Source organism: Shewanella sp. MF05956, assembly GCF_059758055.1.
In genome coordinates this window covers 138,767-153,460 of the sequence record NZ_JCAYNV010000011.1, presented here as the reverse complement: position 1 = coordinate 153,460, position 14,694 = coordinate 138,767, and the positions used below count along the sequence as shown (strand labels likewise).

General features: G+C 44.3%; 8 protein-coding genes. All 8 read left to right on the top strand.

The genetic code is table 11. The features are described from left to right. Positions 1 to 64: 64 nt before the first annotated feature. The 8 genes from AC19MX_RS13665 (at position 65) to AC19MX_RS13630 (ending at position 14,694) form a co-directional block, all read left to right on the top strand. The gene (locus AC19MX_RS13665; RefSeq protein WP_498298756.1) at positions 65 to 4,612 is read left to right on the top strand and encodes a DUF6701 domain-containing protein; all 4,548 of its coding nucleotides are present in this window, start codon (positions 65 to 67) and stop codon (positions 4,610 to 4,612) included. A gap of 193 nt (positions 4,613 to 4,805) precedes the next feature. After that, positions 4,806 to 5,855 (top strand): rod shape-determining protein, encoded by a 1,050-nt coding sequence (locus AC19MX_RS13660; protein WP_188956447.1) that lies wholly within the window; start codon positions 4,806 to 4,808, stop codon positions 5,853 to 5,855. Positions 5,856 to 5,916: 61 nt separating this feature from the next. After that, positions 5,917 to 7,011, top strand: a complete 1,095-nt coding sequence (gene mreC / locus AC19MX_RS13655; protein WP_498298754.1) for a rod shape-determining protein MreC — start codon at positions 5,917 to 5,919, stop codon at positions 7,009 to 7,011. Next, positions 7,008 to 7,499, top strand: coding sequence for a rod shape-determining protein MreD (gene mreD, locus AC19MX_RS13650; RefSeq protein WP_498298753.1), 492 nt, complete (start codon positions 7,008 to 7,010; stop codon positions 7,497 to 7,499). The genes mreC and mreD overlap by 4 nt, the downstream gene beginning before the upstream one ends. Positions 7,500 to 7,540: 41 nt before the next feature. Continuing rightward, the gene (locus AC19MX_RS13645; protein ID WP_498298751.1) at positions 7,541 to 8,128 is read left to right on the top strand and encodes a Maf family protein; all 588 of its coding nucleotides are present in this window, start codon (positions 7,541 to 7,543) and stop codon (positions 8,126 to 8,128) included. A gap of 83 nt (positions 8,129 to 8,211) precedes the next feature. Next, on the top strand, positions 8,212 to 9,702 hold the full coding sequence (rng, locus tag AC19MX_RS13640) for a ribonuclease G (RefSeq protein WP_498298750.1): 1,491 nt from the start codon (positions 8,212 to 8,214) through the stop codon (positions 9,700 to 9,702). After that, positions 9,702 to 13,934: a YhdP family protein gene (locus tag AC19MX_RS13635; protein WP_498298748.1), complete on the top strand. Its 4,233-nt coding sequence runs from the start codon at positions 9,702 to 9,704 to the stop codon at positions 13,932 to 13,934. The genes rng and AC19MX_RS13635 overlap by 1 nt, the downstream gene beginning before the upstream one ends. Next, entirely contained in the window at positions 13,858 to 14,694 is an 837-nt protein-coding gene (locus AC19MX_RS13630; protein ID WP_498298747.1) for a carbon-nitrogen hydrolase family protein, read from the top strand. The genes AC19MX_RS13635 and AC19MX_RS13630 overlap by 77 nt, the downstream gene beginning before the upstream one ends.

The following is a 14,694-nucleotide window of genomic DNA, read 5'->3' as shown; positions in this document are numbered from 1 at the left end:
AGCTTGGGGTTTATTGTTACGGAAACTGCTCTGTTTTAGTTTTTGTTTAACGAGTCTCCCCTTGATGGCTAGTTGGGATAGCAGCTTTATAGAAGGACTTAATGCCCATGGCACTAATGCTACAATAGATTTTGCCAGTGGAGCGCGGTTATACAATGCCCCTAATAGTGGCAAACTGCCAGCTTCTACGGTCAACGATCAAGAGGAATCCTGTGTAGCGGATAATGGCAATAAGAAAGCAAAAAATTGCAAGGCCTCATCTCCCATAAATACTAAACCCAATGATTTGGCTTTCAGTCAATGTACTTCTGCTAGCGTTCAAAAAATAGGGCCTCCCACAGGGGGACAACCAAATATCACTATTGAACAAGGCGAGTATGGCGATATTAAGTTAGACGGCGGTAGTGAAAGAACGCTGACTTTCAATACGGATAATGGCATTTATAAAATGAAGTCTCTGAAGGCCTCAGTAGGTAAATTAGTGTTATCTTCTGGGCAATATTGGATTGAAACTTTATCTATAAACCATGGTGTGGTGTTAGAGTTCCCACCCACAGGTACAGTGACGTTTTTTATTAAAAATGATTATCGGCACTACAATCTAAACTTAGTGAATGACTCTGAAAGATTTATCATTTATACCTATGGTGATTTTGTGCTTAATGGTGGTGCTAAACTTAATGCTTATGTCTTTGCAGGGGGGGACGCGACCATTAGTGGTAGTGCCCAGTTGGATGGGGCATTAACGGCAAGCAAAATAAAGTTAGAGGGTAATAGCTGGGTCAATTTTGATAATAAAGTATCTAATATTACCACAGTGCCTAATTGTACAATTGATACACCACAGCCTGTATTTCACATTCAATACGGTAAAGCTACAGCGTCTAATAAAAGCGTCACGTTTGACAGTGCTTTTCCTGATGATGTCACCCCGTTAATTTTCTTAATGCCAACCATCGAAGACGATAACAGTGATGGCCCAGCATCGGTATTCCTTGATAGTGTATCTTCGCAAGGTTTCACTTGGTCTCAAAAAAAACCAGAATCACCTGATAACCGTAACGTAGTACCAATTAAAATGCCTGAAGTACACTGGATTGCTGTCACGGCGGGTAGCTATGACCTGCCCAATAACATCAAGCTAATTGCTGGTTCAGTTAATTATGACCAGGCCTTATTTGGTTCTAATTCACCCTATACCGCTGTTAATTTGCCTACTACCCAAGATGTGGTGTTGAATCAGATTCAAACTCAGAATAATAATTGTTGGTTAACGAGTACCTCCGAGTTTACGGGCACAGGAATTCAGCTTGCATTAGATGCGTCAGAGGTTTATAGCAATAGTCAATGTAAACCAGGTAATTTAAACAACAATCCAATTCAAAATGAAACCATTGGCTATTTATCGTTGAGCACCCCTAGCAGTACAACGGCTAGCGGTACCATGATCTTAAATGGTGTCGACACCAATTACCACTTTGGCCAAGCACAAACGTTTACTGATGGTGGCACTAAAGACATAAGTGAGCAATGTAGTTATACCACACCTTTAATTGGTTTTAAGGGAGCCCCCATATTAGTCGCGGGTAAAAATAGCCGCTTAGGTGGCGATGGCGGCTGGCTTCGACGTTGTCAGTTGACTAACGTTAAAGTGAGTATGGTTGTTGATGAAGATACTTTTAGAGATAGCGACCGCAAACATCGTTGGGAGAATTACAGTTTTGTTGCACTAGAAAAGCTCAAGCCCGTCCGTCAGTGTTTTACTGATAATTTCGATCGTACAGATTTAGGCAGTGATTGGGTTGTTGCGCGCAGTTCAGGTAATTTTACACCTGCAATTGTTGATCTCAGTACCGCCACGGATAAAATCTTCCGTTTAAGGCAAACAGAGGCGCAGAAAAATCAGGCTACTTCAACAACTTATCAAAGGCTTTTCCCCGCAAAAAACAATAAAGTCGAAATCGAATTTGATCATTATGCCTATGGCGGGAACAGCGCTGATGGTATTGCCTTTGTACTGTCAGATGCCTCAATTACTCCACAGCCTGGCGCAGCTGGTGGTCCAATGGGGTATGGTGCTCGCTCTAATGTGAATGGATTTGCGGGTGGTTGGCTGGGTTTTGGTATTGATGAATACGGTAACTTTTCGGCCGAAGGTGGACCTAATGGCCCTGGACGGCGTCGCCAGTCGGTGTCTATTCGTGGTTCCGGCTCTGGCACTTCAGGTTATCGTTATTTACGTGGCACATGCAGTAATGGAAGTACTAACACGAGTGGTAATTGTTTGTCACCCACTGTTGATAATAATAATGATAATACAAAGCCAGCGCACCGTTATCGTATTACCGTAGACTCATTGGTCGCTAATCAATCAATAGTTAAGGTCGAGCGCAATACTGGAAGTGGTTTTGTTGAACTTATCCCAGCGTTTGATGCTGCATCTCAGATAGAGCAAAAGGCTATTCCAGAAAACTTTTTGTTATCACTAACAGGTTCAACAGGTGGGTCAACCAACAATCATGAAATTGATAATATAGAAATTTGTGCTCTTGACTCGAATCCAATAGGTGTACAAATCGATCATTTTGAATATTCATATTCAGGCCAAGGATTAACGTGTACTCCAAAAACGTTGTCGATAAAAGCGTGTGCTAATGCAGATTGCAGTATAACGGTGCCTGATACGGTGACAGCTATTTTAAGCCCAGCAACAATAACCGCAGGTGGTGGTTGGGTTGGTGGTAATACTGTTACCTTTACTGGTGGACAAAAATCAGATTTACAACTAAGACGTAATACCCCAGGTACAGTTACTTTAGGTGTTACAGGGTCTACACCCAGTACTAAAGCATTCAGTAAAACCTTATGCCGTGTTAATGGTGGTGCTGCAAGCGAGGCAAACTGTAACTTAGTCTTTGCCGACAGTGGCTTTATTTTTGATGTGCCAGATAAGCTGGCTAACAAACCAACAGGCAATATATCGATTAGCGCAGTGAAAAAATCGGATAGTACTTTGCAATGCGTTCCTACCTTTGCCAACACCACAAAAAATGTCAGCTTTTGGAGTACTTACATTGAGCCGGTTACGCCAATCAGTGGGCAGTCGGTTACAGTGAATAATACGACTGTCGGCAAGCAAAGCTCGGCCGCTACCTCGATTGCGTTGGCTTTTGATGCAACGGGTAAAGCCAATATTGATGTTAACTACCCCGATGCGGGCAAAATGCAGCTTGATGCAAAATACACTGGCAGTGGCGACGAGGCCGGATTGGTGATGCTGGGCTCTGATCAATTTGTGAGCTTCCCTGTGGGATTGTGTGTAGCACCCAAAGACAGTACCGCGGAATGTTCGGCAGGAAATAGCAGTTGTAATCGCTATAAAAAAGCCGGTGAATCGTTTGATTTAGTCATTCAAGGTAAAGCATGGCAAGTCGATGGCGATGCTAATTACTGCAACAATCTCAATACGCCTAATTATGTCCACAGTAATATCGTCTTAAGCCATCAATTAGTGTCACCTTCGGGCGGTGTATTAGGTGCGGTTGGCTCATCACAGTATAACCATGTAGCAGAAGCAACAAACACGAATACCGTTGCTCAATCCGTCAGTGAAGTCGGTGTATTTAAATTCAGCGCTAATCCACCCAGTTCTTATTTAGGTTCGAGCTTTTACGATATTCCGCTGGCAGCATCACCTAATATTGGTCGATTTGTACCAGACAGGTTTACCGTTACCAGTTCAAGTGTCATACCAAGTTGTGGCAGCTTTACCTATATGGACCAGCCTTTTGGGTTAACTCTTACCTTAAGTGCATACAATACTGGCTCTTATATCACCCAGAATTATCAGGGGGGGTTTGCCAAAGCCAGCGCTAGTTTAATTGGAGAGAATCTTAATGATGGCTTTGATTTAAGCAGCCGCTTAAGCATTTTACCTATTAATGCCAGCTCATGGAGTCTAGGAGATGCTAGTGTTGGCGTGGCTTATACCGCTAATTTTAGTCGCTTGGCAGCACCGGGTGTCGATGGTCCTTTTGGCCAATTAGCTATTGGCGTTCAGGTTGCTGATAACGATGGCAATGTGTCATTTGTTGCTTCGCCCGATATGCCAGTAAATAGCAGTGATATTTGCACAGACAGTAATGATTGCAATGCAAAACAGATATCAACCCAAGACTTTCGTCACGGGCGAGTGGTGATGGACAATACTTTTGGCCCAGAAACTGAAATTTTGCGCATGCCAACCTATGCCCAATATTGGAATGGTACGGGTTGGATAACCAATATTAATGACAGTTGTAGCCAGGTCATTGACCCGCTTGATGGCGCTGAAATTTATGCACCTTTATTAACAACTGGGCAAAGCGTGAGCCGCAGTGATGCGGGCAGTTTAGTGAGCAATGGCCAATTAACCTTATTATGGAAAAACACGGGTTCTGTTCCATATCGTGGTCAAGTGACTGCACCACTACAAGTCGACAATTGGCTCAAATGGTATTGGAATTGGGATGAGGCAAGCCCGACAGTACTTTATGACCCAAGAGCAAGCGCCTTCTTTGGTCGCTATCGAGGTCATGATAGGATCATTTATTGGCGTGAGGTCGGTCAATAATCGGAATAAAAAAGCATCGCTTTTACGCTTTTTAGGATTAAAATTGCTCGATTGACGTTTTTTTACATACTTTTGTAAAAAAAAACGCCAGATTAGCAATTGTTAACCTGTTCGGTCTTGTAGAATAGGGGTGTCATTGATAAAGTTACCTGATTTTTCTTTCTTCTGACTTCACAGAATACAGGCCTGATACATGTTCAAAAAGCTGCGCGGCATTTTTTCTAACGACCTATCGATCGATTTAGGTACGGCAAACACTCTTATTTATGTTCGCGATGAAGGTATCGTGCTAAACGAACCTTCAGTAGTTGCCATTCGTGGCGAACGCAATAGCAATGGACCAAAGTCAGTTGCTGCTGTTGGCAGAGACGCAAAACAAATGCTAGGCCGAACGCCTGGTAATATTCAAGCAATTCGTCCAATGAAAGACGGTGTTATCGCCGACTTCTATGTGACTGAAAAAATGCTTCAACACTTTATTAAACAAGTCCACAACAACAGTTTCTTTCGCCCAAGTCCACGTGTACTCGTGTGTGTTCCTGTTGGAGCAACTCAAGTTGAGCGACGTGCAATTCGCGAATCAGCAATGGGTGCAGGCGCACGTGAAGTCTACCTAATTGAAGAGCCAATGGCTGCTGCAATTGGTGCTGGTCTTCCGGTATCAGAAGCAACGGGCTCAATGGTTGTTGATATTGGTGGTGGTACTACCGAAGTGGCGATTATTTCGTTAAACGGTGTCGTGTATTCATCATCTGTGCGTATTGGTGGCGACAAATTTGATGATGCGATTATCAACTACGTTCGTCGTAACTACGGCAGCTTAATTGGCGAAGCAACAGCTGAGCGTATTAAGCATACTATTGGTACAGCCTATCCTGGCGATGAAGTGCTCGAAATCGAAGTGCGTGGTCGTAACCTTGCTGAAGGTGTGCCAAGAAGCTTTACGCTAAACAGCAACGAGATTTTAGAAGCGCTGCAAGAGCCTTTATCAGGTATTGTCAGCGCAGTGATGGTGGCTTTAGAGCAATCTCCTCCAGAATTAGCATCAGATATTTCAGAGCGTGGCATGGTGTTAACCGGCGGTGGTGCATTATTGCGTGACTTAGACCGTTTGCTGATGCAAGAAACCGGTATCCCTGTAATGGTTGCCGACGACCCACTGACGTGTGTGGCTCGTGGTGGCGGTAAAGCGCTTGAAATGATTGACATGCACGGTGGTGATTTGTTCTCAGAAGAGAATTAATGATTAACTGCACAGTGGCTTTGTTAACAGCAATATATGCTAGCAAAGCCGCGCACAATTTATGAAACCAATTTTCGTTCGTGGCGTTTCAAATCAATTTAGACTGACACTGGCAATTATTTTGTCGGTGGCTTTGCTTGTTGCTAATCATCGCCTTGATCCTATCCGCCAATCACTCTCTTCTCTGTTAAGCCCATTACAATATTTAGCCAATGTACCCGGTGTGATGCTCGATTGGTCTGCTGAAGCATTTGCGACGCGTAATATGCTTGAATTGCAAAATAAAGAACTGTTGCGTCAACAATTGGTGATGTCTGAACGCTTACAGCGTTTTGAACATGTTCGCCAAGAGAATGAACGACTGCGCGCATTACTCGGTTCTCCTGTTCACATGGACTCACGTAAAGTGGTTGCCGAAGTCATGGAAGTGGCCAGCGATCCGTTTCGTCAGTTTGTAGTGCTCAATCATGGTTCGCAAACTGGCGTTTATGTCGGTCAGCCGGTGGTTGATGCTCAAGGGGTTGTGGGACAGGTTATTGAGGTCAGTGAATTTACCAGTCGCGTGTTAATGGTGTCGGATACGACTCATGGCATTCCGGTTCGTGTTACCCGTAACGACGTGCGAGCGATTGCCAACGGTACGGGCGATATTGACCAAATAGAACTGCGCCATGTGGCGAAAAGTACCGATATTATTGCCGGTGATTTATTAGTGACGTCTGGCTTAGGAAATCGATTTCCAGAAGGCTACCCTGTGGCAAGGGTGATTAGTGTCTCTCGTGACGATGGCCAAAGCTATGCGGTGATCAATGCCCAACCGTTAGCTGCGCTAGACCGTATTCGTTATGTGTTGTTGATTTGGCCTGATGAAACCAAGCCTTTTACTTTACCTGCTGATTTGGTCGGCGTTGTTGCCACCGATCCAGCAAGTGCACCGCAAAATAATGTGCCAGCTAATGGTGAACAACCTCTTGGACAAGCCACAACACCAACACAAACGTCACCTACAACAACCATTGGAACGGATCCAGCGGCGAATAATACAGCGCCTAATTCATCCCTTAATCCTACTTCTAATTCAGTGGTTGCACCGAATACAAACCAACCCGCTTCATCGTCAACCCCAATTTCTAACACCAGTGAGGTGAACCAATGAGTGCGCATATCGCCAGTGGCCGCTTAGTGGTATGGCTAACGCTCTTTATTGGGATGATGTTTCAAATTATGCCCTTGCCGAGCATGGTAGAAAATTGGCGACCAGATTGGTTGTTGATGGTCATGGTGTATTGGGCGATGGCACTACCGCATAGATACAGTATTCTTACTGCGTGGATACTCGGGGTGATGCTCGATGTATTGCTGGGCGCGACGTTAGGTATTCGCTCCTTAGCGCTATCGCTAGTGATTTATATTGTGGTGCTTATATGCCAACGTCTGCGAAATTACCCTCGTTGGCAACAGTCGCTGGTTATCGCCAGTTTGATATGTATTTATCATACCCTGATTTTTTGGGTGCAGTTTGTGGTGGTTGGTGCTACACCGTTTGATTTCAATATGTTTTTACCTGCCGTGTCGAGTTTATTTATTTGGTGGTGGGTATTTTGGGTTTTACGCAATATACGCCGTCGATATAAAGTACGTTAATCAGGCCTTCTGATTAAATAGCATCAATAGAGTGAATAAACATGACTTGGGTACTGGCTTCAACTTCACCAAGAAGAAAAGAATTACTCGCGCAAGCGGGGTTTAGTTTTGCAGAGTTTAGTTTTGAACTTGTCGCGCCTGATATAGATGAAACACCCAACGCCAATGAGTTAGCGGCAGATTATGTTTGTCGGTTAGCGATAGAAAAAGCCCAGGCTGGGCTGGCATTAAGTGCACAGTTTAGCCAGCCAAGAGTGCTGGGTTCAGATACAATTGTGGTGCTTAACGGCGTCATTTTAGGTAAGCCTGTCGATGCTGACGACGCTAAGCGCATGTTAACCTTGTTATCTGGCAACACCCATGAAGTGATGACCGCAGTGGCGTTAACCGATGGCAAGCACACATTAAATCGTCTTTGCCGCACTCAAGTTAGCTTTTGCGAATTATCTGCCCCCGATATCGATGCTTATGTTGCTTCTGGTGAGCCCATGGATAAAGCGGGTGCATATGGTATTCAAGCTTTGGGTGGCTGTTTTGTTAAGTCGATTACGGGCAGTTATTCTGCAGTAGTTGGTTTACCGTTAGTTGAAACTCGAGAATTATTAGCCTGCATGATGCAGCAAACTTAACCTTTTGCTTTAATCGGTCTTCATACGGTGGCGCAACTGCTGTCAATATTACGATTGGAGCATGACCTGAATACAGGTGGCCTATGAACATAAAAGCACAACGTAAAAAAGGCACAGAACTTCTCATCAATGTTACGCCAACCGAAGCGCGTGTTGCATTAGTCGAGCATGGTGTGTTGCAAGAAGTCCACATCGAGCGCCGCATGAAGCGCGGTTTGGTGGGCAATATTTACAAAGGTAAAATTAGTCGTGTGCTCCCCGGCATGCAAGCTGCGTTTGTGGATATTGGTTTAGACAAAGCCGCTTTTCTACATGCCTCTGATATTGTTCCCCATACCGAATGTGTTGCCGATGTCGAAAAAGGCAACTTTGTGGTGCGCGACATTGCTGAGCTGGTTCGCCAGGGCCAAGATATTATGGTGCAAGTGGTTAAAGATCCGCTGGGTACCAAAGGCGCTCGCCTCACTACGGACATTACTTTACCGTCGCGCTATTTAGTGTTTATGCCTGGTTCTAGCCATGTGGGTGTGTCGCAACGCATTGAGCTTGAAGAAGAGCGTCAACGCCTTAAAAATATCACTTTACCGTACGTCGACGATGACGGCGGGTTTATTATCCGCACCGCCGCAGAAAATATTGGTGAAGACGAGCTGGCACAAGATGCAGCGTTTTTACGCCGAGTGTGGGCCAAAGTGAGTGAGCGTCGTAAACGAAAAGGTGCCACGCTACTTTATCAAGATTTAGCATTACCTGTTCGCATTATTCGTGATTTTGTCGGCACTGAGCTTGACCATATTCAAGTCGATTCACGCCGTACTTATGCTGAATTACAGCTGTTTGCTCAAGAGTTTATGCCAGAAATAGCCGACAAGATTGAGCACTACGCAGGTCCTGCACCTATTTTTGAATTGTACGATGTTGAAAATGAAGTACAGCGGGCACTTGGCCGTAAAGTGGAGCTTAAATCGGGTGGTTATTTAATTATTGACCAAACCGAAGCCATGACCACCGTCGACATCAATACTGGCGCATTTGTTGGCCATCGTAATTTAGAAGAAACCATTTTTAATACCAATTTAGAAGCCACTCAAGCCATTGCCAGACAACTGCGATTACGTAACTTGGGCGGCATTATTATTATCGACTTTATCGATATGTTGAATAAAGAACACCAAGCAAGGGTGCTTGAAAGCTTAAACGCTGCACTTGCCCTTGATCGCGTTAAAACCAGTGTGAGTGGTTTTTCTGGTTTGGGCTTAGTTGAAATGACCCGTAAACGAACTCGGGAAAGCCTTGAGCATGTGGTGTGTGGTGAGTGTCCATCGTGTCAGGGAACGGGCACCATGAAAACCATCGAAACGGTGTCTTACGAAATTTTCCGCGAAATTATCCGCTTAAACCGAGCCTATAAAGCCGATGAGTTTTTATTGTATTGCTCGCCTGCGGTTTACATGAGTTTTAGCGGTGAAGAGTCGCACTTATTGGCAGAGCTTGAAGTTTACATCGGTAAACGCATCCGTCTGCAAAACGAACCTCTATATATTCAAAGCAAATATGATGTGGTGATGATGTAGTGTCAACAACTCGGGCAGCAACTATCAACAGGATCTGTTGGCAAATATTGGCGATTACGCTAGTGCTTTTTGCACTGGCTGTTAGCCTTATTCGCGGGTTGTTGCCACATATTCCTGAAGTGCGTACCGAGCTGGTTAATTATTTATACACTGAATATCATTTACAGGTACAAATGGATGAATTGAATGCCGAATGGCAAGCTTTTGGTCCAGCACTGAGCATTAAAAATTTAAACCTGCCTCCACAAGCGTCGCTGCCTATGACGGTTATTAGCCAAAACGTACACATTAAGCTCGATTTTTGGCAGTCTCTTTTTACCCTGAGCCCACAAGTTGAAACCGTAGTATTTGACGGTGTGAGCGTGGCGTTAAATTTGGACCAATTGTCAGCCAATGACGACAGCGATCACAGCGACAACAACAGCCAACCGCAAGCAAATGTAGACTGGCTTTATCACTTGTTATTAGAACAGTTAGCCCACTTTTCGATTACCGATGCGTCATTACAATTAATCAGTAGTGAACATGATTACCGCCCTATTTTTATTGATAATCTTGAATGGCAAAACAGCCAAAACAGCCATCGAGCACAAGGGTTAATTCATGTCGATCAGCTAGAATCAAATAATGAACAGCTGACGCTACGAATTGATCTTAGTGGTGATGGTTATCAGCCTGAATCTGTTAGCGGGCAGTTATATGTGTCTGCAGAATCGCTTGATTTGGGAAAATGGGCATCTCGTCAGCATATTGCTCAACAAGCAACTGACAAGATTGAGTTTCAAGGCGTGATCAATTTAGATGCCTGGATGACGTTTGCTAACCGTAAACTTCGTGATGGTGTATTGGTCTTTAAGCCGAGTTGGTTGCAGTGGCAAGATAGTGATAGCCTGCAAAAATTTGCCATTGATTCTGGGGTATTACAATGGACACCTGAGCAAGGTGGCTGGAAAATACGCAGTGACGATTTAGCATTATCGACTAACGAGCAAGCATGGCCACAATTGACACTGGCCCTTGGCGCTCAAAAAGGGCAACTTTTTGGTTATATTAATCAAATTATCCCACCTTTATTAACGCCTTTACTGCCTTTAATCCCAGATTTGGGGTTAGAACAAGTTAACCGTTGGCAACAGCTTAATCCTCAAGGCATTGTAGGGCCAATTCGGTTATACAAACAAGCACAACAACCCCTTATCGCCACCGCCGATATTGAACAATTACAATGGCAGTCATTTAATGCCATTCCCGGATTAAACCCCATTGATTTACAGCTTACATGGGCTAATAATCAACTTGATTTTGCTCTGCCACAACAAGCTTACCAATTTGATTTTGGCGACAGTTTTAGTCATCCATTGGCATTGCAAGGTGAGGCGATGAAGGGCCGAGTCGATTTGACGGCACAACGCCTTACAATTCCCAATATCAACTTACGCAATGCCGATATTGCATTGCAAGCAGGGGTAAACCTTGACTTAAGCGAGACGAAACATTTAGCGTTAGCCGCCAACATAAGTATTTTTGATGTAGCCCATGCAGGGCGATATTTTCCGTTAATGGCCATGAGCCCAAGTTTAGTTGATTACCTTAACGATGGCTTACAAGCAGGTAACATTGAAGACGCGCAAGTGGTGTGGCACGGTGAGTTAAGCGGTTATCCGTATCAAGACAGTCGTGGCGTATTTCAAGCTAGTTTTGAGTTAGCGCAAGGCAATTTTAAATTCCAACCGGATTGGCCCGCCGTAAGCGACTTAACCTTGTCGGCATTGTTTGAAAATGCCTTAATGGACCTGCATATTGAACAAGGTATGTTAGGCAAAGTGGTTGTTGATGGTGCCAGAGTGTCTATTCCGCAGCTTGGTAAAGTATCGTTATTAAAAGTCGAAGCCGAGATCAGTGCAGATGGTCAGGCCGCGACTCAAGTCATTAATCAATCACCACTCAAAGATTCAGTCGGCACGACATTAGATGTAGTACAGATAAAACAGCCTATTGGCATTAATTTAGATTTAGCGATTCCACTTTATCAAGGTGGTCAGCAACAACTAAAAGGTCAGGTTAATTTAACCAATAATCCTATCTTTATTGCTAGTCCCGGCTTAGATTTACAACAAGTCACAGGGCAAGTCAGTTTTGTAAATCAATTCATTGAAGCCAAAGATATCAAAGCAAAATTGTTTAAACAGCCGCTGACTTTTAGTGTGAGCACGGGTAAGCAAAACGACAACTTTGCCTTAAACGTCAATATGGGTGGCCGCTGGGATCTGGATACTTTATCAAACCAGCTAAATAATCCCATGACAGGTTTATACCATGGAGAGCTTGATTGGGACGGCGCACTGACGATGGTGTTTGACCCCAGCGGTTACAGTTTACAAGTGTCGGCAAATTCAGACTTAGTCGGTGTTGCACTCGATTTACCTACTCCATATGCAAAATCAGCAGACGAACCGAAAAAACTGCGTGCAGATCTAATCGGCGACAATAAACAGTCATCACTGAGTATTAAACTCGGTAACGATGTTGAGTTTTGGGGCGGGTTTAACGCCGATAATAATGGCCATTTGGCATTTTACGATGTGATGGTAGGCCGTCATTTTAAATTAGGTGACAAGCTTAGAAAACAATATGGTCACTTACATCTCGACTTACCAAAAGTTGAGTTAGCGCAATGGTTACCACTGATTAAACGGTTTAGTGCAGCCGCTGAGCCAGAAGTTATCGCATCATCAGTACGAGACCGGATTTTAACTGATACCGAATTATCATCTTTAAATCACCCCACCTTAGCAGCGGTTAACAATGTTCCCGCTCCAGCGGCATTTCCACCACTCGTGGGGATCCATGCCAATGTTGCTCAGCTAAATGTATTAGGCCAATCGTTTGATCAATTACAATTTGACGCCCAACCAACGGAATATGTATGGCGTTTTGATGCGATTTCTGAACAATTTGACGGTCGAATCGATTTTTACTCAAACTGGCGTGAGCAAGGTATAAAAGTGGTGGCAGATAAACTGCATCTATCGCCAACGACACAAAAGCTACCATCGACTACACAAGCCGCCATATCAAGTGAAACTGTTGATGCGACTAATGAAGCTAGCATGATTGAGCAAATGCCAACGCTTGCCGTTGATGTTGATGACTTTAGCGTTTATGAACTGTCATTAGGGCATTTGGTATTACAAGGTTTACCTACCGAGCAAGGTTATCAATTCCAAACATTATCACTTACCAAGCCAGCGCTATCTTTACAAGCCAACGGTTTATGGTCATTCAATGAGGGTGTCGACAGCACTGAATTTGATGTCAAACTGTTGGCAGAAAACTTTGACGAATTATCGACCACACTGGGCATTAACCCTGGCCTCAAAGAGGCGCCGTTAGATCTCAGTGGCAAAATATCATGGCAAGCAGCGCCTTATCACTTTTCGCTCGACACCTTAAACGGCCAAATTAAGTTTGACCTAGGTAAGGGATATTTATCGGAAATCAGTGATAAAGGCGCACGGGTGTTTTCATTGTTTAGCTTAGATTCATTATTGCGTAAATTGTCGTTAGATTTTTCAGACGTATTTGGCCAAGGGCTATATTTTAATACTTTTGCGGGTAATGTAACCATTGATAACGGGGTAGTAAAAACCACCGATACTGAAATGGATGCCATAGCCGGTAATATGAAGGTGAGAGGGTATACCGACTTAACGACCCAAAGCCTTAATTACGATATTCGCTTTGTGCCGCAATTAGCCTCAAGCGTACCCACCGTAGTATTACTGAGCACCAGTGCATGGACTTTAGGCTTAGGGGCATTTGCATTAACCAAAGTGTTAGAGCCCGTAATTGAAGTGATTTCAGAAATTCGCTTTCGGGTTACAGGCACCATGGACAACCCTGAATTAGAAGAGCTAGAGCGCAAGAGTAAAGAGATCGAAATTCCAAAGGCTATATTGCCGCAACCAGATGAAACCAGTGTTGATGCGATTGAAAGCATCAGCCCAAAAGCGAAAGATACTGATAGCGACAACGTGGTACCAGAAATTCAATCCGCAACTGAAGAGCCTGTTACACAAGCAAACTCTAACTCAAATAGAAACTCATACTCACATACAGATGCTAGCAATGTCGTTACGCTACAAGGAGCGCAATATGCAAATCAGCTTATTACAATGCCAGAGCAGTCGCGACGTTCAAGCCAACCTCGCGTTTATCGACTCGCAGCTTAAGCTATTACCGCGTGAACAAGACGAGCCACAATTGGTGGTATTGCCAGAATGCTGTTTGTTGTTTGGCGGCCATGAAAGCCAGCAATTACAATATGCCGGCAGCGAACATCAAAGTGAGCTAAAAACCGCATTAGCCAATATGGCCAAACAATATCAAGTGTATTTAATTGCTGGCACTATTCCGATGCGCGCCGATGATGGCAGAGTGTTCAGCCGTTGTTATTTTTTTGATGATCATGGCGTCACCCTAGGTCATTACGATAAACTGCATTTATTCGATGTTGATGTTGCCGACGGTACGAAAACCTACCGCGAAAGTGACACCTTTCATCCAGGCGATCACCTGTGTGTTGTCGACACGCCTTTTGGTAAAGTAGGATTAGCGATATGTTACGACATTCGCTTTGGCGATTTGTTTAGAGCGCTGCGTTTAGCGGGTGCTGATTACATCGCACTGCCTTCGGCCTTTACTAAAGTGACCGGAGAAGCGCACTGGCAAGTATTATTACAGGCTCGGGCCATCGAAACTCAATGCTATTTATTGGGTGCAGGGCAATGGGGCCAGCATAATCAAGGTAGCCGAGAAACCTGGGGCCACAGTATGATTGTTGACCCATGGGGTCGTGTCATTGCCGAACGTGCTACAGAGTGTGGTTGGGCCCAGGCCAGGGTTGAGCTCAGTGAGCTACAACGTATACGCCAACAAATGCCGGTGATCGGCCATAATCGTTTCATTGCGCCACAATTAACCCCTGTTTAA